This window comes from Olsenella uli (assembly GCF_016899935.1).
In the GTDB taxonomy this organism is placed as follows: Bacteria; Actinomycetota; Coriobacteriia; order Coriobacteriales; family Atopobiaceae; genus Thermophilibacter; species Thermophilibacter uli_B.
The window spans coordinates 60,081-82,679 of sequence record NZ_JACJJK010000009.1; the positions used below are offsets into that span (position 1 = coordinate 60,081).

Here is a 22,599-nt window from a genome sequence, read left to right on the forward strand (position 1 = left end):
GAAGGGAGCGTGATACATGAGCGCGCACGAGCGTGAGATCATCGGGGTGGACGACCGCGTGTCCGTCGGCCGTGCCATCCCGCTCGGCATCCAGCACATGATGTCCATGTTCGGCTCGACGGTCCTGGTCCCGGTGCTGACGGGGCTCAACCCCAACGTCGCCATCATGTGCTCGGGCATCGGCACGATCTGCTACCTGCTGGTCACGAGGAACAAGATTCCGAGCTACCTCGGCAGCTCCTTCGCCTTCATCAGCCCCATCCTCGCGGTCGGGGCCACGCAGGGCCTTGACGCGGCCATGTCCGGCGTCGTGGTGGCCGGTCTCGTCTTCCTGGCCGTCTCCGGCATCATCCGGCTCGTCGGCACCGGCTGGCTCGACCGGCTGCTCCCACCGGTCCTCGTGGCCTCCGTCATGGTGGTCATCGGCGTGGGTCTCGCCGCCACCGCGGCCGACATGGCGTTCATGACCGACCTGCCCGACGGCACGAGCGCCTTCTACGGCACCGGCGCTATCGTGGCCTTCATCACGCTGGCGGCCGCGGTGGTCTTCTCCAGCCTTGGCGGCATCGTCGGGACCGTGCCCGTCCTTCTCGCCATCATCGTGGGCTACCTCGTCTCGCTCGCGCTCGGCCTCGTGGACTTCACGCCCGTTGCCGAGGCGGCCTGGATCGGCCTGCCGCAGATCTCCATGCCGCGGTTTGACCCGGGTGCGATCGCGCTCGTGGCGCCGGTCGCCGTGGTCGTGGTGATCGAGCACATTGGCCACCTGCTCGCCGTCGGCGAGATCGTGGGCAAAGATTACCGCGAGATGCTGCCGCGCTCGCTCGCCGGCGACGGCATCTCCACCGTCATCTCCGGCTTCCTCGGCGGCCCCCCGACCACGACGTACGCGGAGAACATCGGTGTCATGAGCGTGACGCGCGTCTACTCCACGCAGATCTTCTGGTACGCGGCCGGCTTCGCCCTCGTGGTGGGCGGCTTCTGCCCCAAGCTCGCGGCGCTCATCCAGTCCATCCCGAGCCCGGTCATGGGCGGCGTGAGCCTGCTGCTCTTCGGCCTCATCGCCTCCAACGGCCTGCGCATGCTTGTCTCCAACCAGGTGGACTTTGACGTCAACCGCAACCTCATGATCGCCTCGGTGGTCATCATCCTCGGCGTCGGCATGGAGACCTCCGGCATCTCGATCCCCATTGGCGACTACACGCTGCCGGGCATGGCCACCTCCACGCTCGTGGGCATCCTGATGAACCTGATCCTCCCGCGCCCGAAAGATGCCTAAAAGGGGTCAGATCCCTTTTAGGCAAGTTGGGAGAGGCGATGGCCGATATGATGGTCATCGCCTCTCATTTATGGGTATGCTGACGTAAAAGACCAGCGAGAGGGGAGCGACCCATGAGCGAGCACATCCACGACCTGATCATCGTCGGCGGCGGCCCCGCCGGCCTCGCGGCGGCCCTGTACGCGAGCCGCTCGATGCTCGATGCCGTGACCCTCGAGCGCGAGGCCGTGGGCGGGCAGATGATGCTCACGAGCGAGGTCGACAACTATCCCGGCGTCCCACACGCGAACGCCTTCGACCTGGTCGACGCCATGCGCGCCCAGGCCGAGGAGCTCGGCGCCCGCATCGAGATGGACCCCGTGACCTCGATCGAGCGCGACGGGACCGACGGCACCTTCCGCGTCCACGCCGCGACGGGAACTCGACTGGCCAGGGCGGTCGTGGCGGCTCCCGGCGCGCGTCCCCGCCCGGCCGGCTTTGCGGGGGAGAGCGAGTTCACCGGCAGGGGAGTCTCGTACTGCGCCACCTGTGACGGCATGTTCTACAGGAACAAACAGGTGTTCGTGGTCGGCGGCGGAAACTCGGCGGCCGAGGAGGCGCTGTACCTGGCGCGCATCGCTGCCAAGGTGACCGTCGTCGTGCGCAAGGACCACCTGCGGGCCCAGCGAGCCCTCGTCGAGGAGCTCGAGCAGAACGACAAGGTCGAGCTCAGGCTCCGGACGAGCATAACGTCCGTCTCGGGCGGAGCGCTCCTGAGCGAGATGACCTTCCGTGACAACGCGACGGGACGCGAGTACACCGAGACGTTCGACGGGGGCTCACGGGGCATCTTCGTCCTGGTCGGGCGCATGCCCGAGACCGAGGCGCTGGGCGGTCTCGTGCGCCTCGACGAGGCGGGCTACGTCGTGACCGACGACCGGATGGCCACCGAGACCCCGGGGCTCTTCGTCGCGGGCGACGCGCGGAGCAAGCCGCTCAGGCAGATCGTGACGGCTGCAGCGGACGGCGCCGTGGCCGCGACGAGCGCGGCGGCGTACCTCGGCCTGCCGGTCGAGGGCTGACGGACGAACCCAAACCTGAGCCAACTTCGTTTCCAGAAAACCGTGATAATATATCTTATGTAAAGTAGAGAGTGACGATAAAAACGATCATGCGTCGGCCCGTCCTCCCCATCGTCAGGGGCGGACGCGCGGCTCGCACATCAGGGACAGCTTGAGTCGGGCATCCTCGAGCGCGCCGGCGCTGACGATGAAGAGCAGCTCGTCGCCAGCCATGAGCCTCGTTGCCCCCGTCGGGACGATCTGCGACCCCGCGCGCTCGACCGTGAGGACGCGCACCCCGTCGGGCCAGGGCACGTCGCGCACCGCGACGCCCTCGAGCCGGCTTCCCGCGCCCACGCGCACGGTGCCGAGGTCCTTCTCGGTACCCTCGAGGCCGCTCACGGCCGAGTCGTGCTCCGCGGTCCCTGGGAGCGCGGCGAGCAGGTGCTCGTAGAACGCGTCCGTGCTGGTGAGGCTCGAGGTGACGTACGCCAGGACGGAGACGATTGAGACGGCCAGAAGCGCGTCGAGGGAGCCCGTGAGCTCGAAGACCAGGACCACCGCCGTCACGGGCGCGCGGACGACCCCGGCGAAGAGCCCCGCGACCCCGAGCGCGATGAAGTTGGGCAGGTAGGTCGCAGGGAGCCCCAGCGCCCCGCCTGCGGCGGCAAAGAGCGCGCCCACGAGCGCCCCGAGGACGACCAGCGGGAAGAGCGTGCCCCCCGGCGCCCCCGAGCCAAAGCAGAGGGTCGTGAAGGCGTACTTTCCGAGCAGCAGCGCCAGCAGCGTGGCGACCGAGGGCAGGACGGGCTCCTGGAGGAGCTCCACGATCGCGTCTCCCCCGCACATGAGCTCCGGCCACGCGAACGCGGCGACGCCGGCCAGGATGAACGGGACGACGAGGCGCAGCCTTGGTCGCCGGGGAAACGCCCGCTCGTAGAGCCTCTGCACCGCGAACATGCCCCGGTTGTGGAGCGCGCCAATCAGGCCGCAGGCGACCCCGAGCGCGACGACGAGCGCGTAGTCCGCGTGCGGCAGGTCGCGCACGAAGACGAGGCTCACGACCGGCTCGATGCCCACGACCTGCGACGAGATAAAGTCGGAGACGACGGCCGAACACATGACGGAGATGATGAGCGGCGCCGTGAACTCCTTGTGGATCTCCTCGAGGGCAAAGAGGACGCCGGTGAGCGGCGCGTGGAAGGCGGCGGACATGCCGGCAGCCGCGCCGCAGGTCACGAGCAGCCGCTCCTCTCCCCTCCTGCGGTGCAGGAGCCGTGCGACCCCCTTCCCTGACATGCCGCCGAGCTGCACGGAGGGGCCTTCTCGCCCCATCGAGAGACCGGACAGCGTGAGCAGCGAGCCCTCAGCGAACTTGGCCGGGATCACGCGCGCCCACGGGGCGTCCATCCTGTCGAGCACCTCGGCGTCCACCTGCGGGATGCCGGAGCCGGACGTGGCGGGCTCCCACCTGATGAGGGCGGAGACGACGAGCGCCATGAGGGCGAGAAGGGCGAACCAGCCGGCCATGAGCAGGGGGTCCCCGGACGCTCGGCCCGTGACGTCGCGCAGCAGGCCCTCGGCCGAGGCGAGCGTCAGGCGGTAGAGCGCGACGATGGCGCCGCCAACGAGGCCGACCAGGGCCCCCTCGCCCACGAGGCTGACCTGGAAGCGGCGCGAGAGGCGCCGCTCGACGGGGGCCGCCGCGCCGTCTCCGGCCGCTGCCATCCGGCTCGCCTACCTGACCTTGACGAGCGTGAAGACCTCCTGCGGGTACTCCTCGGCAATCACGTCGCGGGGGTTCAGGAAGCAGAGCTCGAGGATGAAGGAGAAGCCGGCGACGGAAGCCCCCGACTGCTCGACGAGCTGGGCGGTCGCCACGGCGGTGCCACCCGTGGCCACGAGGTCGTCGACGATGAGCACGCGGTCGTCGCTCGTGAGCGCGTCGCGGTGGATCTGGAGCTCGTCGGTCCCGTACTCGAGCGAGTAGGACTGGGAGTAGACCTCGCGCGGGAGCTTGCCGGGCTTGCGGGCGGGCACGAATCCGCAGCCGAGCCGGTAGGCGACCGGCGCGCCGACGAGAAACCCGCGCGCCTCGGCGCCCACGACCTTGGTGACGCCCGTGTCGGCAAAGTGGTCGCAGATCGCGTCGACCACGGCGCGCAGCGCCTCCGCGTCGTCGAAGAGCGGCGTGATGTCCTTGAAGACAACGCCGGGCTCGGGGTAGTCCGGGATGTCGATGATCTTGCTCTCGAAGTCGTAGTCAGCCATGATGCTCCCTGGTGCTATGCGGAGGCCTTGGGGTCCCCGCCCTTGAACGGCTTGGCGACGCGGCGGGCGATGAGCTCGTCGCGCACGGTGTTGGTGAGGCCGAGCATGCGCGAGAACGCCTGCTCGTAGCGCGCGCGGGCCGCCTCCGTGTCCTCGATCTCCACGCCGCCCGCCTTGGCGGCGAAGACGACGAGGGCCTGCTCGAACATAGAGGACTCCCGGTTGGCGGCGATGACGTACTGGCGCAGGTTCTTGGGGCCGATGCCGAAGTGACGCAGCTCGTCACAGACGCGGATCAGCGGGAAGTCGCGCCCGTCCACGAGGTCGCGGCCGTGCGGCGAGCGCGTGAGCGTGATCACGCCCGCGTCGGAGAGCTGGCGGACGAAGCTCACGGTGACCCCGACGAGCTCGGGGATGCGGTCGATCGGGTGGAGCTTGGAGAGGTTCTCCTCGTCCTCGGGGGGCAGCGAGATGGCGTCGGCGAGCGTGCCCGAGGCGGCCGCCTCCCCCGACGGCGCCTTGCCCGCGTCCGCCCGCTCGAGCTCCTCCTTGATGACGGAGAGGGGCAGGAAGCGGTTCTTCTGCAGGTAGAGGATCGTCTCGAGCCGCCGCACGTCGCGCTGCGAGTAGAGGCGGTACCCGCTCGGCGTGCGCGACGGGTTGAGCAGCCCCTCGTCCTGGAGGTAGCGGACCTTGGAGATCGAGAGGTCGGGGTACTGCTGCTGCAGCTTCTTTACGACCTTGCCGATGGTCAGGTAGCCGGCATCGGTCATGGGGCCTACGCCTCGGTGTCGATCCGGCGCGGCCGCGCGTTGGTGTGGAAGACCATGCGGAAGGTGCCGATCTGGATCGTCGAGCCGTCCTTGAGGGAGGCGCGGTTCGCGATGGCGCCGTCGACCCAGGTGCCGTTGAGCGAGCCGAGGTCCTCGATCGTGGCGTAGCCGGACGCGATGTTGCCGAGGTCCATCCGCGCATGGTGCCGCGAGACGGTCATGTCGTTCAGGAAGACGCTGTTGCGCGGGTCGCGTCCGAGCGTGATCTGCGGGGCGTCGAGCTCGAAGACCTCGCCGATCTGCGGGCCCTTCACGATGGTCAGGGTCGGGTGCACGGGGCGGTGCGCGCCCATGAGGTCGGGAACCGTGGAGTCGGCGGCCGGCATCCGGAAGATCTCGGTCGCGTCGGCGTTGTTGGTGGGCATGTCTCTCCCCTCGTCGTCTATGCCTCTATCATAGCGCGCATCAGCGGCAGGCGACACAGTCCATCTCGACGAGCGCGCCCAGCGGCAGCTCGCTCACCCCCACGACGGCGCGGGCGGGCGCCGGGGTGGTGAAGCGGCGCGCGTAGACCTCGTTCATCGCGTCCATGTCGTCGAGCGAGGCGAGGTAGACCGTCGTCTGCGCGACGTCCGCCAGGGTGCAGTCAACCTCGGCGAGAATGGCCTCGATGATGTCGATCACGCGCTCGGTCTGCTCGCGTATGCCCCCCTCGACCAGGGAGCGCTTGTCCTCGTTGGAGATGGGGAGCTGCCCGGAGGCAAAGACGAGCCGGCCCGCGGTCGTCCCCTGCGAGTAGGGCCCGATGGCCTCGGGCGCGCGCTCGGCGTTTATCGAGTACTTCATCTGGATGCTCCTTCCTCGGGCGACCCCGCGCGGCTCAGCGGAGGGAGCGCCCGCCGACGAAGTCGGGGTCGGCCCCGCCGCGCACGAGGCCCCACGCCTCCAGCTCTGCGCGGGACGCGCGCACCGGCCCGTCCTCCGACGCCCCGGCAAACCACGGACAGATGCGCGCGACCGCGGCGCGGAGGCGGTCATGGCCGACGGGTGTGACCTCGGTGAAGGAGAGCAGGCTCCTCCACAGTATGCGGGCGGCGCTCACCGGCACGAGCACGAGATAGGTGGGAGGCGCAAACGGGACGGCGACGTGCGCGACGACGGTCGAGATCGCGTCGAGGCGGAGCTGAGAGACGGTCCCCGCCGCAGGCAGGGCCTCGCCGTCGTGAAGGTAGTCGCCGAGGACGTGCTCCGCCGCCGGGCCGCTGAGCAGGAGCGGGACGAGCATGCCGCTCGCGTCCGCGACGTCGAGTTCCGGGAAGGCACGGCGTCCGTCCCGCCCGGCGCCGGCGAGCAGATCGACCCACGCGGCGAGCGCCTCCTGACGGGGCCCGAGGTCGACCACGACGTACTCGAGGTCTCCGGTGCGGACCAGAAGCGGGGCCGATATCAGCTCTCCGGTGCCGCTGAGGGCGGCCTCGACCGCCGTCTCCCCGACCCCGAGCCGGGCGCCCGCGAACGTCGCGGAGCAGAACGCGGGGGCGTCCGCGCCGCTCACGAGCAGGTAGACGGCACCGGTGAGGTCGGCGAGCACCGTGGCCCCCTCCCCCGCCGACTCGCGGGCGTACGACCGGACGCACAGGACACCCGCGTGCCCCGAGGCAGCGAGCTCGGCGCCGAGAAGGACGTGCTCCTCGTGCAGGACCCCTGCGCGCGCGACGCTCATCGGGCCGCGCCCTCGCCCGCCCGGCTCTGGCGGATGACCTGGACGCCCTTCCCGGTGTAGACCACCGCAGTGATGAGCGAGCAGACGACGCCGGCGTAGATGAACAGGATGCCCACGGCGGCGGCCTGGCCGTTCAGACCGGGCAGCCACGCGACGTCGACGAGGCCGAGCCCGTCGATCACGGGCAGGCCGAGCAGGAGGTCGCAGAAGCCGAACATGAGCAGCGCCGTCGCCGCCTTGCCGACGTAGACGACGTCGATCGGGCGACGGCGGAAGTGCTGGAGGATGAGGCCGCCGAGCGCGAGGTAGACGTCGCGGCCGATGACGAAGATGGGGACCCACAGCGGCAGGTCGCCGACGATGAGCAGCCCCAGGACGCCGGTGAACAGCAGGATCCGGTCCATGATGGGGTCCATGACCTTGCCGAGCCAGCTGACGGTCTGGGTGCGGCGGGCGACCTGCCCGTCGAGGAAGTCGGTCACGGCCGCCACGACGTAGCACACGAGCGAGGCGGTCCGGTGGACGTTGCCGGCGTACAGGACGAGAAACGCGACGGTGAGCCCCAGGCGGCAGAACGTGATGAGGTTGGCGACGGTGAGCACCTGGGTCGAGGGGTTGTCGGAGGTCCCCACCGGGGCCTCGGTCGTGCCTTGCGCCTGCGCGACGGCGGCGTCGGTGTCGGCGAGGGTCTTGACGCGCTCCTTCGCCCGCTCCTTGGCTCTCTCAGTTCTCTCGGACACGAGACTGCCTCTCATCTGACGGTTACCTCTCACAAGGTACCCATCCTAGCGCAACTTGATACGCTCCTCGTAAGCTCCCGAGAGCACGGTGCGCTCGAGAAGGGCGACCATGACGCGGATGCCCTGGGCGTACGCCCGCCGTGAGATGCGCTCGTTCACGCCGTGGAGGCCCCGCGCGAGCTCGTCCGGGGCGGGCCTGAACGGGGTTACGCGGAGCAACTTGTCGCAGACCCCCTCGTAGCGCACCGAGTCCGTCCCGCCGCAGACGATCGAGGGCACGACGACGGTGCCCGGGTGATAGCGCTCCAGGACGTCGACCAGCTCGTCGTAGCCGAGCCCCACCGCCTCGTCCACCCGGCCGGCGGGGGTCCCGTGCAGGGGCTCGACCTCGACCAAGTCCTCGACCGTCGCGCGGACCCAGGAGACGACGTCGTCCGCGCCCGCGCCGGGGAGCAGCCGGAAGTTGATGGTCGCGGAGGCATCCGCGGGCATGACGTTGGCGGAGGCGGCGCTCCCCTCGATCTGATCGACCGCCATCGTGGTGCACACGAGGGGGAAGAGCTCGCGCGTCCCCGCCGCGACCCGCGCGATCTTCTCGGCGTTGGCGTCGACGTCGGCCACCAGGGTGCGGAGCGGTTCCTCGGTGACGTGGGGCGCGAGCCGCCGGAAGGTCTCGGCGACGACGGACGTGAGGCGCGGCGCTGGGGCGTCTTGCACGAGGCGCGCCACCGCGACGCAGACCCGCTCGAGGGAGGTGCCCCCGAACGGGTTGGACGAGTGGCCGCCGGCGCCGCGCGCGACGAGCCGCACGTTGAGATAGCCCTTCTGGGAGAGGCAGACGTCGGTCATGACGAGGCCGGGGGCGCCGTAGGCCGCGGCGTCGGCGAAGGTCGTCACGCCCTCGTCGAGCGAGAACGCGGCGCGCACGCCCCGGCGTGCGAGCTCGGCGGCCAGCGCGGTGGCGCCCCGGCTGTCGACCTCCTCATCCTCGCCGAACGCGAGCACGATCGTCCTTCTCGGCCGGCCGTGTTGGGAGAGCAGGTGCTCGACGGCCTCGAGCTCCCCCATGAGCATCTCCTTGATGTCGAGCGCGCCGCGCCCCCAGATCCACTCGTCGTCGAGGTGCCCGCCGAAGGGGTCGTGCTCCCACTGACCCTCGGTCCCGGGGACCACGTCCACGACGTCCTGGTGCGCGAGGAGCAGCGCGGCCGGGAGGGCCGGCTCGGTCCCGGGCACGGTCACGAGGACGGAGTGCCCGACCCGCTCGAAGGTTCCGTGGCGGGTGATCTCTGGGTAGGAGCCGCAGATCAGCTCGTAGAGCTCGTCGAAGGGCGAGAAGTCCGTCCGCTCAGGGGTCGTGTAGACCGTCCGCAGCGCGAGGGCGGCCGAGAGGCGCCGCGCGGCGGCGTCGTAGTCCAGCTCGGGATAGTCGCCCTCGTGGGCGAAGTGCTCGTACGGGTCGATGGCGCGCGTCACGTCAGGCCCTCCGGGCGCTCAGCCGCGCGGGACGATGGCGCGCACCCGCCGCACGTGCTCGAGCGCGGCCAGGCGCGCGAGCACCTCGTCGGGCACCGGGCCGCTGACCTCGACGAGCGTGTAGGCGGCCGCGCCGCGGCTCACGTTGCTCATGTTCTCGATGTTGAGGCCGGCGTCCGCCACGGCCTGCGAGAGCTGGCCGATGACGCCCTGGGCGTTCTGGTGGAAGAGCGCGATGCGGGGATCGCCCGTGAGCGGCCCGAGGTCGACGCGCCCGTAGTTGACGGAGTTGGTGATGTTGCCGTTCTCGAGGTAGTCACGCAGCTCGCGGGCGGCCATGACGGCGCAGTTGTCCTCGGCCTCGCCCGTGGAGGCGCCCAGGTGCGGCAGGACGATCGCGTTCTTCATGTTCGCGGAGGCGGGGTTCGCGAAGTCCGTGACGTAGCGCGCGATCTTGCCGTCGTCGAGCGCCTCGGCGAGCGCCTGCTCGTCCACCAGCGAGTCGCGGGCGAAGTTGAGCAGCACGGCGCCGTGCTTCATCTTGGCGATGGCCTCGGCGGAGATCATGCCCCTCGTCTCCTCCGTGGCGGGCACGTGCAGCGTGACGAAGTCGCAGGCGGCGAGCAGCTGGTCGAGGTCCGTCGCGTGCTCGATGCGGCGGTCGAGGCCCCAGGCGGCGTTGATCGAGAGGTACGGGTCGTAGCCCATGACCTCGGCACCGAGGGCGATGAGGACGTCGGCGACCTGCGCGCCAATCGCGCCGAGGCCGATCACGCCCACGCGCTTGCCGGCGAGCTCGCAGCCCGCGAAGCGCTTCTTGGCCTTCTCGGCGCGCTTGGCGATCTGCGGGTCGTCCACGGCGTCGCGCACCCACTCGATGCCGCCGATGACGTCGCGGCAGGCGAGCAGCATGCCGCAGATGACGAGCTCCTTGACCGCGTTGGCGTTGGCGCCCGGCGTGTTGAAGACCACGATGCCGCGCTCGGCGCAGCGCTCGACGGGGATGTTGTTCACGCCCGCGCCGGCGCGGGCGATGGCGAGCAGCGTCGCCGGGGGCTCGATCTCGTGCAGGTTGGCGCTGCGCACGAGCCAGGCGTCGGCCTGCTGGGGGTCGTCCACGAAGGCGTAGCCCGCGCGCGCGAGCGCGTCGGTGCCCACGGTGGAGATGTTGTTCATGCAGTGGATGGCGTACATGGCTGCTCCTTACGCGCGGTGCGCGAGCTCGAAGTCTTTCATGAAGCTGACGAGCGCCTCCACGCCCGCGCGCGGCATGGCGTTGTAGATGGAGGCGCGCATGCCGCCCACGGTGCGGTGGCCCTTGAGGTTGACGAGGCCCGCCTTGGCCGCCTCGGCGACGAACTCGGCGTCGAGGTCCTTGTCGCCCGTGACGAACGGGACGTTCATGAGCGAGCGGGAGCCGGGCTCCACGGTGGATGAGAAGAGCGTCGACTCGTCGAGGTAGTCGTAGAGGAGCTTGGCCTTCTCGGCGTTGCGCTCCCCCATCGCCGCGAGCCCGCCGTTCTTCTCGATCCACTCGAAGACGAGGCCGCAGACGTAGATGCCCCAGCAGTTGGGCGTGTTGTAGAGCGAGCCGGCGTCCGCCTGGGTCTTGAGGCGCAGCATCGTGGGCACGCCGGGCAGGTCCTCCGGGATGAGGTCCTCGCGCACGATCACGATTTGCACGCCTGCGGGGCCCACGTTCTTCTGCACGCCGGCGTGGATGAGCCCGTAGCGGGAGACGTCAACGGGTTCGGAGAGGAACATCGAGCTCTGGTCGGCAACGAGCACGTGACCCTTTGTGTTGGGGAGCTCAGGGAACTTGGTGCCGTAGATCGTGTTGTTCTCGCAGATGTAGAGGTAGCTCGCGTCCTCGCGGATGGGCAGGTCGGAGCAGTCGGGGATGTAGGAGAAGTTCTTGTCCGCCGAGGAGGCAACGGCCACAGCGTCACCGAGGATCTGCGCCTCCTGGAAGGCCTTCTTGGCCCAGTTGCCGGTAATCACGTAGTCTGCCTTGCCGTTGGTGGCGAGGTTCATGAAGACCGTGGAGAAGAGCAGCGAGTCGCCGCCCTGGGTGAAGATGACCTTGTAGTTGTCGGGGATGTTCATGAGGGAGCGCAGACGGGCCTCCGCGCCCTCGATGATGCCCTTGAAGACGGAAGATCGGTGGCTCATCTCCATGACGCTCATGCCGCAGCCGGCGTAGTCGAGCATCTCGTCCGCGCACTGCGTGAGGACGTCCTCGGGCAGCACGGCGGGACCGGCGGAGAAGTTGTAGACGCGTGCCATGTGATCCTCCAATGGTTGGCCTTGCCGTGGGGACCATCATAGGCGCGCACGGCGGGGCCGGCCGCAACGGACGCGCGGCGTTTGCCTGCCTGAAACGCGCACGACACACGCGAACACGAAAAGAGGCCACGGACCTTTAAGCCCGTGGCCTCGTGCTCTCTGGTCGGGTGGACTGGATTCGAACCAGCGACCCCTTGACCCCCAGTCAAGTGCGCTACCAAACTGCGCCACCACCCGTTTGCGAGGAAGTACTATAGCATCCCGTCCCGCGCCGTGCAAGTGTCGAACTTGCCTAAAAGGGGTCTGACCCCTTTTAGGCGATCTTGACCTCACCCGTGGCGCCCTCGATGTCGCGGATGACCTCGCCCACGGCCGGCAGCGTGATCCGGCTGCCGGCGAGCGGGTTCTTGACGCTGTTCACGGGGGTGGTGAGCTCGGCCTGCACGCTCGACCGCTCGAAGGCGAGGTCGCAGCCCTCCATGCGGCAGTTCACGAGGCACAGGCCCTCGCAGTAGCAGAGCGGCTGCGTGCCCTCGATCGTGCAGTTCTCAAAGGTCACGTCCTCGCTGTACCACCCGAGATACTCGCCCTTCACCCGCGAGTCGCGCACGACGACGTGACGCGCGTGCCAGAAGGCGTCCTTGGTGTCGAAGTCGCAGTCCTCGAAGACGGCGTCCTCGACGTACTGGAACGAGTACTTGCCCACAAAGCGGACGTTCCGGAAGCGCAGGCCGGTCGAGCGCATCATGAAGTACTCGCTCTGCGCCGAGCAGCCCTCCATCTCGATGCCGCGCGTGGACCAGCCGAACTCCGGCGAGACGATGTCGCAGCCGCACATCCGCACGTCGGCGCACTCGCGCAGGGCCTTGATGCCGTGAAGGCGGCTGTCCTCGATCGTGACGTCACGGCTGTACCAGAGCGCCGCACGGCAGAGCTCGGTCATCTCGGTGTTGCGGATCACGAGTCCTCGGTCGTGCCAGAACGGGTAGCGCAGGTTCATGAACGCGCTCTCCACGGTGACGTTTTCGCACTCCTTGAAGGCGCTCTCGCCATCGGCAGGCCCGTCGAAGCGGCAGTTGCGCACGACGAGGTTCTTCTCGTCGTAGAGGGCGCGCTCCTCGTCAAAGGTCCGGTTCTCGATGATCTTCTCGCCCATGAATCCCTTCTTCTACTGCAGGTACCTCTCGAAGAACCCCTGGATCCGGTCCCAGGGGATGGCATCCTTGCCGCCGCCGTCGTAGAGGTCGGTGTGCGTGGCGCTCGGCACGAGCACGAGCTCCTTGTTGTCCCCGGTGAGGCGCGCGAAGGCGTCCCGGCCCATGTAGCAGGAGTGGGCGGCGTCGCCGTGGAGCACCATGACGGCGGTCTCTATCTCGTCCGCGTAGGCCAGGATCGGCTGGTTGAGGAAGCTCTGGGTGCCGATGACGTTCCAGCCCTCGTTGGAGTTCAGCGAGCGCGGGTGATAGCCGCGCGGCGTCTTTTAGTAGTCGTGGTAGTCGCGCACGAACTGCGGGGCGTCATCGGGCAGCGGGTCAACGACGCCGCCGGCCCGCTCGTAGGCTCCGGCCGCGTAGTCGCGCGTGCGCTGGTCGGCGAGGGCGCGGCGCTGGGCCTGGCGCGCCTCGGCGCTGTCGTCGGCGTCGAAGTATCCCTTGGCGGCGATGCGGCTCATGTCGTACATCGTGGAGGCCACGGTCGCCTTGATGCGCGGGTCGAGCGCGGCGGCGTTGAGCGCGAGGCCGCCCCAGCCGCAGATGCCGACGATGCCCACGCGTCCGGCATCGACGTTCGCGCGGCAGCTCAAGTAGTCGACGGCGGCGAGGAAGTCCTCGGTGTTGATGTCCGGGCTGGCCATGTAGCGCGGCTCGCCGCCGGACTCGCCGGTGTAGGACGGGTCGAAGGCGATCGCGAGGAAGCCGCGCTCGGCGAGCGTCTGGGCGTAGAGCCCCGCGCACTGCTCCTTGACGGCACCGAAGGGCCCGCACACGGCGATTGCGGCAAGTCGAGCGTCCGCCGCCGCGGCGCGCGGCCGGTAGAGGTCGGCCGCCAGCGTGATGCCGTAGCGGTTGTGGAACGTCACCTTCTCGTGGCGGACGGTGTCGGACTTGGGGAACGTCTTGTCCCAGGCGGTGGTCAGGCTGAGGTTCTTCCCGTCCATGCTTGCTCCCTTCGTGGTGCTCACAGCTCGGTGGAGACGCGGCTGAGCAGGTGATCGATGGCGTCGATGCCGCGCTGGCTCGCACGCATCTCGTCGACGAGGCGGGCCCGCTCGTCAAGCAGGACGCGCTTGGTCTCCCGCACGCGACCCTCCTCGCAGCAGCACCGGGCGCGCTCGGCGGTCTCGCCGTCGCATGAGCAGCTGGCGAGGCAGCGCTCGATGTCATCCGTCAGGTCGCCCACGGTCTCCCCTCTCGTCGGCCTCTAGTTTAGCGACGCTGCGTCACCATGTATAATTCCAATATCGAATACTCAGGTATGCTAATTACGCATGAGGGAGGGCGAGAAGAACGTGGAGCTGCGACACCTTCGGTACTTCCTGATGGTCGCACGGGAGGGCACCATCTCGGGGGCGGCCGCGGCGCTGCACGTCTCCCAGCCCTCGCTCTCCCGTCAGATGCAGGAGCTCGAGCGCGAGCTGGGATGCCGACTCTTCGATCGCGGCAGCCGGCGCATCATGCTCACGGAGACGGGTATGCGGCTGCGCCGCCGCGCCGAGGAGATCGTCGACCTCGTCGGGCGCACGGAGGACGAGCTCCGCCTCTCGACGGATACGCTCGCCGGGGAGGTGCGCGTTGGCGGCGGCGAGACGCCGGCCATGGGGCTCGTCGCCGACGTCATGGCCGAGTTCGTGGACGCCTACCCGCTCGTGCGCTTCTCGCTCTTCAGCGGCAACTCGGAGAACGTGAGCGAGCGGCTGGACACGGGGCGGCTCGACTTCGGCGTGTTCATCGGGCACGCCGACCTCTCGCGCTACGAGTTTCTGCAGCTCCCCGCGCGCGACCGCTGGGGCGCTTTCATGCGCGAGGACGACCCGCTCGCCGCGCTCGACGCCGTGACGCCCGTCGACCTCGCGCGGCGCTCGCTCATCCTCTCCGAGCAGGCAAGCCGCGAGATGGGCGCGTGGTTCCACCGCGACCTCGAGGACCTCGACGTCGTGGCCACCTACAACCTACTCTACAACGCGGCGCTGCTCGCGCGGCGTGACATCGGCGTGGTGGTGAGCCTCGAGGGCATCGTCGACACGAGCGCGGGGTCGGGGCTGGCGTTCAGGCCCCTCGAGCCCGCGATCTCGGCGGACGTGTTCATTGCCTGGAAGCGCTATCAGGCCTTCTCCCCCGCCGCAGAGGCGTTTCTCGGTGAGATTCGATCCCGTTGGGCCGTCTGAGCCGAGCTGGTTCCACGGCGATAGCATACACTGGGCGCAATTCGGCAAACCGTCAACTGGGGAAATATTGGCGGCTTGCCGCCCCAGTGTATGCTATTTGGCCATGTCGACCACCTTACTGTCGTGAGCCGTGCGCGGCCTACGCCAGCGCGGCCACCAGCTCGGCGACGGTCGTGAGCTCGGAGCCGTAGCACTTCTCGCAGTGCTCGAGCGCGCCCTCCTGTGTGCCGCAGAGGAATGTCATTGTGGCGTCGGTCACCACGACGGAGGCGTAGCCCAGGAAGTAGGCGTCGGCCAGGGTGTGGAGCACGCAGATGTTGGTGTCCGCGCCCACGGCGATGACGGTTCTGACGCCCAGCTCGCGCAGCGTGAGGTCGAGGTCGGTCTGGAAGAAGCCGGAGTAGCGGCGCTTGGGGATCGTGATGTCGCCGGGAGCCTGCTCGATCTCCGGGAAGACGCGCACCTCGCCGGCGATGCCGTGCTCGCCCCAGAGGTCGAGCTCGCGGTCCAGGCCGCGGACGTGGGCGTCGTTGCAGTAGATGACCGGGATGCCGGCGGCGTGGCAGGCGGCAACGGAGCGCGCGACGGCGCTGCGGTAGGCGGCGGTCGCGGCGTCGGGGTCGTAGAGCGCGTCGTCGCCCACGGCCTCGATGGCGTCGATGACGAGCAGGGCAGTGGCGTTCTTGTCGATGTTCATGGGCTCCCCTCTCCGCGCGGTGGTAGCCTGAGGATAGCGGATTGGAGGTCGCATGGAGCAGTCGTTCTTCGAGCGCGCCTGGGACGTGGTGCGCCAGATCCCGGAGGGGCGCGTGGCCAGCTACGGGCAGGTGGCCCGCCTCATGGGCGCGCCGCGCTGCGCCCGGCAGGTGGGGTACGCCATGCACGGGAGCCCCGGCGTCGCGGGTGGGGTGCCCTGCCACCGCGTGGTCTTCGCGGACGGCTCGCCCGCGCCGGGGTTCGCCTTTGGGGGCCCCGGCGAGCAGCGCCGCCTGCTCGAGGCCGAGGGCGTGCGCTTCCTGGCGGACGGGCGCGTGGACATGGGCGCGTGCGCCTGGGAGGCGTGAGGGTCGCTGCGGCAGGTCCTACTCGCCCCAAACCTCACAGGTACTGGTACGTACCACAAGTGCGGCGTTATGAAGTTGGACGATAAGGACAGATTATTTCTTCAAGTGAGACCACCTGTGAGGTTTGCCGTCAGCGGGCCGGAGGGCGCCGGCGAACCCGGGAAAAGCGGGTATATAGTGGGCGCAGCCATCGAAGGGAGAACCATGACCTATGCCGTCATCGTAAGCTCGAGGACCGGAAACACCGCCCGCCTCGCCGACCGCGCGCGCCAGGCGCTGGGCGAGAAGAACGAGGTCGCCGACGTCGCGGCCGCAGACCTCGTGCTGCTGGGCTCGTGGACCGACAAGGGCGGCCTCGCCGAGGACCTCGCCGACGCGCTCCCGCAGCTCGCGGGCAAGCGCGTCTTCCTCTTCGGGACCTGCGGCTTCGGCGGCGACCCCGCCTACTACGACCGCGTGCTCGACCGCTTTGCCGCCGCGCTGCCCGCAGACGCGCTGGTCGTGGGCCGCTTCATGTGCCAGGGCCAGATGCCGCCGACCGTCCGCGAGCGCTACGTCAAGATGGCCGAGCAGGACCCGGCGCGCTTCACGCCCATGATCGAGAACTTCGACCGCGCCCTCGGCCACCCGGACGAGAAGGACCTCGATGCCCTGGTCGGCGCCCTGGGCGCGGCGGGCCTCCTTCCGGAGGGCGGCACCGATGGCGCGCGTGCGTAGCGCGCTCGGGGCGCTCGCCGGGGCCGCGCCCTACGCTGACGTGCGCACGGTCGGCCTCCCCCGCGCCCTCATGACCTACCGCCTGGGCGCCAAGTGGCGCGCCTTCTTCGAGGCGCTCGGGCGCGAGGTCGTGGTGAGCGACGCCTCCGACCGTGGCGTCTTCGAGCGCGGCCAGGCGCTCTCGGTCGACGAGTGCTGCCTTGCCTCCAAGCTCTACCTGGGCCACGTCGACGCGCTGGCGGACCGGGTCGACGTCGTCTTCGTGCCGAGCTTCTCGGCCGCCGACGCGCTGCACACCTACTGCACCAAGTTCCAGGCCCTCCCCGACCTCGTGGAGAGCGCCTTCGTGCTCGCGGGTCGCCCGGTCCGCGTGCTCTCCGCCCTTCTCGCCGAGGGGGCGGCCGAGAAGGACGAGCGGGCCTCCTACGTGGCGCTCGCCGCGCGCCTGGGCGCTGGTCGCCGCGAGGGCGAGCGCGCCTGGAAGCTGGCCTGCCGCGCCCAGCGCGACCGCGACGCCCGCCTCGCCCGCGCCCAGGACGAGCTCGTCGGCGCCGCGCGACGTCTGCCCGCCGACGAGCGCCCGCTCACCATCCTGGTGGCCGCGCACCCCTACGTGGCGCACGACCCGTTCGTCGCCGGCCCCGTGACCGACGCCCTGCGCGCCGCGGGCGCCACGGTGCTCTTTGCCGACGAGTTCGACCACGCCCGCGCGGCCCGGCGCTCCTACGACTTCTCGGCGTCGCTGCCCTGGATCGTCAACCGCGAGCTCGTGGGCGCGATCCTCGAGCTCCACGACCACGTTGACGGTATCGTGCTCGTGAGCGCCTTCCCCTGCGGCCCGGACTCGATGACCGACGACGCCATCGCCCTCTGCGTGAAGGGCCGCCCCGTCCTCACGCTCACGGTGGACGCCCAGAGCGGCACCGCCGGCATCGAGACCCGCGTGGAGAGCTTCGTCGACATCCTTTCCTACCAGCGCAAGGGAGGCTACCTCCATGGCCGCCGATGACATGGCCGACAAGAACGCCCTCACCGAGGTCCTCGCCAAGGTGGCCCTGCGCGCCGGCGAGGTCCGTCCGACGCTCCTGCCCCGCAAGCGCCGCCGGGCGGACCGCCACTCGCGCAAGAAGGTCGCCTTCATGCACTACGGCTACTACGACGTGGCCTTCCAGTACTTCACCGAGCACGTCCTCGACGCCGACTACGTTCGCATGCCCGCGCCTACGCGCCGCACGCTGGAGATCGGCTCCGAGCACAGCAACGACTACGTCTGCGCGCCCTTCAAGCACATCCTGGGCGACTACGTGGAGGCGCTCGAGGCGGGGGCCAACGTGCTCGTGCAGTTCACGGGCTACTGCCGGCTCACCTACTACGGCGAGCTCCAGGAGATGATCCTGCGCGACATGGGCTACGACGACTTCGAGATGCTCAACTTCTCCTTCGTCTCGGGGCGGCCGTTCAAGGACTACGTGGCCTACTGCAAGAAGGTGGTGAACCCCAACCTCTCGGTCGCCAAGGGCGTGGCGAACATGCTCGTCCTTCTCCGCATGGTGGAGCACCTGGACGCCTACAACGACTACTACCTCGCCAACGCGGGCTTCGAGGTCGAGCCGCGCTCCTTCGAGCGGGCGCGCGCCGCCTTCTTCGAGGACATGCGCTGCAGCGTCACCATGACCGACGTCGACCAGGCCTACCGTCGCGGCATGGACGCCCTGCGGGCCCTGCCCACCGAGAGGCCCGACCGGCCGCTGCGCGTGGGCATCGTCGGCGAGTTCTTCACGGCAGCCGACCCCGTAAGCAACCTCGACATCGAGCGCAAGCTGCTGGGGATGCGCGTGGAGCTGGCGCGCGCCCTCAACATCACCAACTTCGTCCTCCACTACAACGAGGAGAACGTCCGGCGCTCGGCGGCGCCCTACGTGACCTACGACATGGGGCCCACCTCGAGCCTCACCATTGCGGCCGCCAAGCGCTACCTCGAGGAGGGCTTCGACGGCGTGGTGCACATCAAGTCCTCCGGCTGCACGCCCGAGATCGACTGCATGCCGCCGCTGCAGCGCCTCGCACGCGACTTCCACGCGCCGGTGCTCTTCCTGACCTACGACTCGCAGACCAGCGACACCGGCCTCGACACCCGGCTCGAGGCCTTCTACGACATGCTCTCCATGAGAAAGGCGAGGACGATATGACGAAGGCGAGGGCCTACCTGGGCGTGGACACCGGGTCCATCTCCACGAAGGGCGTGGTCGTGGACGAGCGCGGGACCATCCTCGCGCGCTCCTACCTCTGGACCGAGGGGGCGCCGACCGACGCCGCGCGGCGCGTGGTCGACGAGCTGGCGCCCCAGGTGGACCGGGACGCCTACGAGGTCGTGGCCGTGGGCACCACGGGGTCGGCGCGCCGGCTGGTGGGCGCCATGCTCGGGGCCCAGGTTATCAAGAACGAGATCACGGCCCACGCGGTGGGCACGACCTTCCTGCACCCCGACGTCCGCACGATCCTGGAGATCGGCGGGCAGGACTCCAAGATCATCTGCGTGGAGAACGGCGTGGCGGTGGACTACGCGATGAACACGCTCTGCGCGGCGGGCACGGGCTCCTTCCTCTCGAGCCAGGCGCACCGGCTGGGCGTGGAGGTCGAGGAGTTCGGCGACATCGCGGCCACCTCGAAGCACCCCGCCAACATCGCCGCGCGCTGCACCGTCTTCGCCGAGAGCGACCTCGTCCACAAGCTCCAGGTGGGCTACGAGAAGCGCGACGTCATCGCCGGCCTCTGCCGCGCGGTGGCCACCAACTACCTCAACAACGTCGGCAAGGGCAAGAAGATCGTGGCGCCGGTGGTCTTCCAGGGCGGCGTCTCCAAGAACTCCGGCGTGGTGCGCGCCTTCGAGGAGGAGCTGGGAATGGAGGTCCTCGTGGACCCGGACGGCCACCTCATGGGCGCCTTCGGCGCGGCGCTGCTCGCGGCCGACGCGCCCGCCTCCGAGCGCCGGCCCTTCGCCTGGGACGTCGACGACTTCGAGTTCCGCACGCGCGAGGTCGTGTGCGGCCGGTGCGCCAACCACTGCGAGGTCGTGTGCGTCTACCGCGACGACGAGCTCATCGACTCCTGGGGCAACCGCTGCGACCGCGGCGCAGTCCGTCCCAAACATGCCTAAAAGGGGTCTGACACCTTTTAGGCAAGTCCGAGGGCGTCGGCGAGCTCGAGCCACTCGTCCTCGAGGGCCTCGCGCTCGGCCAGGCACGCGTCGAGCGCCTCCTGCGCGGCCATGAGGGCGGCGTAGTCGCTCGCGTCCACGGCGGCCATCTCCTGGCGCAGGCAGTCGGGCTCCCCCGCCGTCTTGTCGAGCTTGCGGCTCACCGCGTCGAAGCGCTTCTTGAGCTCGCGGCGCTCCTGGTTGGAGAGGCCGGTTCCGGCGGGGCGAGAAGGACCGTTCGCCTGCGGCTCGTCTGCGGGGGCGGGCGCCGGGCCGTCGTTCTTCTCGGCGAGCAGGCGCAGGTACTCGTCCACGCCGCCGGGGACGTGGCGCACGTGGCCGTCAATGAGCGCGAACTGGTCGTCGGTCACGCGCTCCATGAGGTAGCGGTCGTGGGAGACCATGATGAGCGTCCCGGGCCAGCTGTCGAGCAGGTCCTCCATCACGGCGAGCATGTCCGTGTCCAGGTCGTTTCCGGGCTCGTCGAGCACGAGCACGTTGGGCTCCTCCAGGATCACGCAGAGCAGCGCCAGGCGGCGGCGCTGTCCGCCGGAAAGGTCGCGAATGAAGTTCTGCAGCTCGCGCTGCTCGAAGCCGAGCCGCTCGATGAGCTGCGTGGGGCTCTGCATCTTGCCGCCCACGAGGTAGCTCCGCTTGTAGCGGCCGAGGACCTCCAGCACGCGCCAGTCGTCCTTCTCGGCAAGGGCGTCCAGGTGCTGGCTCATGAAGCCGAAGCGCACCGACGCGCCGATCTTCACGATGCCCGAGGTGGGCTCGAGCGCGCCGGTCATGAGCGCGAGCAGCGTCGACTTGCCCGCGCCGTTGGCGCCGAGGATGCCGTAGCGGTCCCCGGGCCCGATGAGCCAGCTCACGTCGTCGATGACGCGCGGCCCGCCCGGATAGGCGAACGAGACGTCCCTCATCTCGATGACCTGCTTGCCCAGACGGCTCACGGCAAGGCGCTTGAGCTCGAGCGGGTTTCTGAGCGGCGGGTCGTTGGCAATGAGGGCGCGCGCCGCCTCGATGCGGAACTTCGGCTTGCTCGTGCGCGCCTTGGCGCCGTGCGCGAGCCAGTTGAGCTCCTTGCGCAGCGTGTTCTGGCGGCGCTCCTCCATGACGGCGGCCTGGCGCTCGCGCTCCACGCGCTGCTGGATATAGGCTGAGTAGCCGCCCTCGAAGGGCTCGATGCGGCGGTCGTGGACCTCCCACATGTGCTCGCAGACCTCGTCCAAAAACCACCGGTCGTGCGTGACCACGAGAAGCGCGCCCTCCCCCGCCGACCAGCGGCGGCGCAGGTGCTCGGCCAGCCACTCGATGGCGGCGAGGTCGAGGTGGTTGGTCGGCTCGTCCATGAGGATGACGTCCCAGGTGTGGCAGAGCACGCGGCAGAGGTCCACGCGGCGGCGCTGCCCGCCGGAGAGCTCGCCGACGAGGCCGTCGAGGTCGAGATCACCCACGAGCTCGTCCAGGATGGCGCGGATGCGGGCGTCGGAGGCCCAGGTGTACTCGGGCACGTCGCCAAAGATCGCGCGGCGCACGGGGTCCTTGTCGTCCAGCTGGTCCGCCTGACCCAGATAGCCCACGGCGATGCCCCGACGCCACGTGACGGTCCCCGCGTCCGGCTCCAGCACGTGGCCCACGATCTCCAGTAGCGTGGACTTGCCGTCGCCGTTGCGGCCGACGATGCCGATGCGCTCGCCCTCGTTGATGCCGATGGTCTGGTCCGTGAGCACGCGCTTGCCGGGCCACTCGTGGCTCACGTGCTCGAGGCCGATGAGGATGCCCACTACGCGGTCGCCTCCCCTGCGGCGAGCCGGCGCAGCAGCGCGATCTCGGCCGCCCAGCCGTCGAGCTCGTCCTGCGGGGTCTCGAGGACCATCGGCAGGCCGACCAGGCGCGGGTTGGTGACCACGGCGCGGAAGGTCTCGAGGCCGAGCGTGCCCGCGCCGATCTTCTCGTGACGGTCCTTGTGGGAGCCGAGCGGGTTCTTGGAGTCGTTGAGGTGCAGCGCGCGCAGGCGGTCGAGGCCGATCACGCGGTCGAACTCGTCGAGCACGCCGTCGAGGTCGTGCACGACGTCGTAGCCCGCGTCGGCCACGTGGCAGGTGTCTAGGCACACGCCGAGCAGCTCGTCGTGGTCCACGCCGTCGATGATGCGCGCCAGCTCCTCGAAGGAGCGGCCGACCTCGGTCCCCTTGCCGGCCATGGTCTCCAGCAGCACCGTCGTTGCCTGCCCGGGCGTGAGCACCTCGTTCAGGCCCTCGCAGATGAGGCGGATGCCCTCGTCCGCGCCCTGCTTGACGTGGCTGCCCGGGTGGAAGTTGTAGAGGTGGCCGGGCAGGCGCTCCATGCGTGCCAGGTCCTCGCGCATCGCGCGCCGGGCGAACTCCACGGTCTCCGGCTTAGCGGAGCAGAGGTTGTAGGTGTAGGGCGCGTGCGCCACGAGCGGGCCAATCCCGTGCTCCGCCAGCGTGGCGAGAAACGCGGCGAGGTCGGCATCGTCAAGCTCGCGTGCGTTGCCGCCGCGTGGGTTGCGCGTGAAGAACGCGAAGGTGGTGGCGCCGATGGAGACGGCGTCGTCCGCCATGGCGGCATAGCCGCTCGCGGTCGAGAGGTGGCAGCCTATCAGCAGTTCGTTCATCCTGGCTC

At 69.5% G+C, this 22,599-nt stretch carries 25 protein-coding genes and 1 tRNA gene; 8 read left to right on the plus strand and 18 right to left on the minus strand.

Annotation, left to right across the window (positions count from 1 at the left end; all coding sequences use genetic code 11):
- The first annotated feature begins 16 nt into the window (after positions 1 to 16).
- Together H6A07_RS08515 and H6A07_RS08520 are read left to right on the plus strand one after the other, a co-directional pair.
- Positions 17 to 1,279: a solute carrier family 23 protein gene (locus tag H6A07_RS08515; RefSeq protein WP_204814497.1), complete on the plus strand. Its 1,263-nt coding sequence runs from the start codon at positions 17 to 19 to the stop codon at positions 1,277 to 1,279.
- A gap of 113 nt (positions 1,280 to 1,392) precedes the next feature.
- Positions 1,393 to 2,340, plus strand: coding sequence for an NAD(P)/FAD-dependent oxidoreductase (locus tag H6A07_RS08520; protein ID WP_204814498.1), 948 nt, complete (start codon positions 1,393 to 1,395; stop codon positions 2,338 to 2,340).
- A gap of 114 nt (positions 2,341 to 2,454) precedes the next feature.
- Here H6A07_RS08520 and H6A07_RS08525 read toward each other — a convergent pair whose 3' ends face one another.
- From H6A07_RS08525 to H6A07_RS08590, 15 genes are all read right to left on the minus strand, one after another.
- A complete protein-coding gene (locus tag H6A07_RS08525) occupies positions 2,455 to 4,047 on the minus strand; it encodes a ClC family H(+)/Cl(-) exchange transporter (protein ID WP_204814499.1) in 1,593 nt (530 codons plus the stop codon).
- Between the two features lie 9 nt (positions 4,048 to 4,056).
- The gene (locus H6A07_RS08530) at positions 4,057 to 4,590 is read right to left on the minus strand and encodes an adenine phosphoribosyltransferase (RefSeq protein ID WP_204814500.1); all 534 of its coding nucleotides are present in this window, start codon (positions 4,588 to 4,590) and stop codon (positions 4,057 to 4,059) included.
- 14 nt (positions 4,591 to 4,604) lie between these two features.
- A complete protein-coding gene (gene ftsR, locus H6A07_RS08535) occupies positions 4,605 to 5,363 on the minus strand; it encodes a transcriptional regulator FtsR (RefSeq protein ID WP_204814501.1) in 759 nt (252 codons plus the stop codon).
- Between the two features lie 5 nt (positions 5,364 to 5,368).
- Positions 5,369 to 5,788 carry an FHA domain-containing protein gene (locus tag H6A07_RS08540; protein ID WP_204814502.1) on the minus strand — a complete coding sequence of 140 codons (420 nt, stop codon included), beginning with the start codon at positions 5,786 to 5,788 and terminating at the stop codon, positions 5,369 to 5,371.
- Positions 5,789 to 5,828: 40 nt separating this feature from the next.
- Positions 5,829 to 6,209, minus strand: a complete 381-nt coding sequence (locus tag H6A07_RS08545; protein WP_204814503.1) for a Rid family detoxifying hydrolase — start codon at positions 6,207 to 6,209, stop codon at positions 5,829 to 5,831.
- Positions 6,210 to 6,243: 34 nt separating this feature from the next.
- Positions 6,244 to 7,086: a hypothetical protein gene (locus tag H6A07_RS08550; protein ID WP_204814504.1), complete on the minus strand. Its 843-nt coding sequence runs from the start codon at positions 7,084 to 7,086 to the stop codon at positions 6,244 to 6,246.
- A complete protein-coding gene (locus H6A07_RS08555) occupies positions 7,083 to 7,826 on the minus strand; it encodes a CDP-alcohol phosphatidyltransferase family protein (RefSeq protein WP_342636581.1) in 744 nt (247 codons plus the stop codon). The genes H6A07_RS08550 and H6A07_RS08555 overlap by 4 nt, the downstream gene beginning before the upstream one ends.
- 45 nt (positions 7,827 to 7,871) lie before the next feature.
- A complete protein-coding gene (locus tag H6A07_RS08560) occupies positions 7,872 to 9,302 on the minus strand; it encodes a M20/M25/M40 family metallo-hydrolase (protein WP_342636582.1) in 1,431 nt (476 codons plus the stop codon).
- 18 nt (positions 9,303 to 9,320) lie between these two features.
- Positions 9,321 to 10,496, minus strand: coding sequence for a 3-phosphoglycerate dehydrogenase family protein (locus H6A07_RS08565; RefSeq protein WP_204814506.1), 1,176 nt, complete (start codon positions 10,494 to 10,496; stop codon positions 9,321 to 9,323).
- 9 nt (positions 10,497 to 10,505) lie between these two features.
- Positions 10,506 to 11,588, minus strand: a complete 1,083-nt coding sequence (gene serC, locus H6A07_RS08570) for a 3-phosphoserine/phosphohydroxythreonine transaminase (protein ID WP_204814507.1) — start codon at positions 11,586 to 11,588, stop codon at positions 10,506 to 10,508.
- 160 nt (positions 11,589 to 11,748) lie between these two features.
- Positions 11,749 to 11,825 (minus strand) — tRNA-Pro (locus H6A07_RS08575).
- 76 nt (positions 11,826 to 11,901) lie between these two features.
- On the minus strand, positions 11,902 to 12,744 hold the full coding sequence (locus tag H6A07_RS08580) for a DUF3737 family protein (protein ID WP_204814508.1): 843 nt from the start codon (positions 12,742 to 12,744) through the stop codon (positions 11,902 to 11,904).
- Positions 12,745 to 12,756: 12 nt separating this feature from the next.
- A complete protein-coding gene (locus H6A07_RS10270; protein ID WP_239471175.1) occupies positions 12,757 to 12,945 on the minus strand; it encodes an alpha/beta hydrolase in 189 nt (62 codons plus the stop codon).
- A gap of 123 nt (positions 12,946 to 13,068) precedes the next feature.
- On the minus strand, positions 13,069 to 13,746 hold the full coding sequence (locus H6A07_RS08585) for an alpha/beta hydrolase (RefSeq protein ID WP_239471176.1): 678 nt from the start codon (positions 13,744 to 13,746) through the stop codon (positions 13,069 to 13,071).
- Positions 13,747 to 13,766: 20 nt separating this feature from the next.
- Positions 13,767 to 13,988 carry a hypothetical protein gene (locus tag H6A07_RS08590; RefSeq protein ID WP_204814509.1) on the minus strand — a complete coding sequence of 74 codons (222 nt, stop codon included), beginning with the start codon at positions 13,986 to 13,988 and terminating at the stop codon, positions 13,767 to 13,769.
- A gap of 88 nt (positions 13,989 to 14,076) precedes the next feature.
- Between H6A07_RS08590 and H6A07_RS08595 the strand changes: the two genes are divergently transcribed.
- The gene (locus H6A07_RS08595; RefSeq protein WP_239471177.1) at positions 14,077 to 14,973 is read left to right on the plus strand and encodes a LysR family transcriptional regulator; all 897 of its coding nucleotides are present in this window, start codon (positions 14,077 to 14,079) and stop codon (positions 14,971 to 14,973) included.
- Between the two features lie 139 nt (positions 14,974 to 15,112).
- Here the strand turns inward: H6A07_RS08595 and H6A07_RS08600 are convergent, their stop codons facing one another.
- Positions 15,113 to 15,670, minus strand: a complete 558-nt coding sequence (locus tag H6A07_RS08600) for a cysteine hydrolase family protein (RefSeq protein WP_204814510.1) — start codon at positions 15,668 to 15,670, stop codon at positions 15,113 to 15,115.
- 52 nt (positions 15,671 to 15,722) lie between these two features.
- Between H6A07_RS08600 and H6A07_RS08605 the strand changes: the two genes are divergently transcribed.
- The 5 genes from H6A07_RS08605 (at position 15,723) to H6A07_RS08625 (ending at position 19,911) form a co-directional block, all read left to right on the plus strand.
- Positions 15,723 to 16,037, plus strand: coding sequence for an MGMT family protein (locus tag H6A07_RS08605; protein WP_204814511.1), 315 nt, complete (start codon positions 15,723 to 15,725; stop codon positions 16,035 to 16,037).
- Positions 16,038 to 16,241: 204 nt separating this feature from the next.
- Positions 16,242 to 16,754, plus strand: a complete 513-nt coding sequence (gene bilS, locus H6A07_RS08610) for a flavodoxin family protein BilS (RefSeq protein WP_204814512.1) — start codon at positions 16,242 to 16,244, stop codon at positions 16,752 to 16,754.
- Entirely contained in the window at positions 16,738 to 17,763 is a 1,026-nt protein-coding gene (locus H6A07_RS08615) for an acyl-CoA dehydratase activase-related protein (RefSeq protein WP_204814513.1), read from the plus strand. The genes bilS and H6A07_RS08615 overlap by 17 nt, the downstream gene beginning before the upstream one ends.
- Complete coding sequence (locus tag H6A07_RS08620; RefSeq protein ID WP_204814514.1) at positions 17,750 to 18,943, plus strand: hypothetical protein; 1,194 nt, start codon at positions 17,750 to 17,752, stop codon at positions 18,941 to 18,943. Before H6A07_RS08615 ends, H6A07_RS08620 begins: the two co-directional genes overlap by 14 nt.
- Positions 18,940 to 19,911 carry an acyl-CoA dehydratase activase gene (locus tag H6A07_RS08625; protein WP_204814515.1) on the plus strand — a complete coding sequence of 324 codons (972 nt, stop codon included), beginning with the start codon at positions 18,940 to 18,942 and terminating at the stop codon, positions 19,909 to 19,911. The genes H6A07_RS08620 and H6A07_RS08625 overlap by 4 nt, the downstream gene beginning before the upstream one ends.
- A 17-nt stretch (positions 19,912 to 19,928) precedes the next feature.
- Here the strand turns inward: H6A07_RS08625 and H6A07_RS08630 are convergent, their stop codons facing one another.
- On the minus strand, positions 19,929 to 21,737 hold the full coding sequence (locus tag H6A07_RS08630; RefSeq protein WP_204814516.1) for an ATP-binding cassette domain-containing protein: 1,809 nt from the start codon (positions 21,735 to 21,737) through the stop codon (positions 19,929 to 19,931).
- Complete coding sequence (locus H6A07_RS08635) at positions 21,737 to 22,591, minus strand: deoxyribonuclease IV (RefSeq protein WP_204814517.1); 855 nt, start codon at positions 22,589 to 22,591, stop codon at positions 21,737 to 21,739. Before H6A07_RS08635 ends, H6A07_RS08630 begins: the two co-directional genes overlap by 1 nt.
- Positions 22,592 to 22,599: the final 8 nt, after the last annotated feature.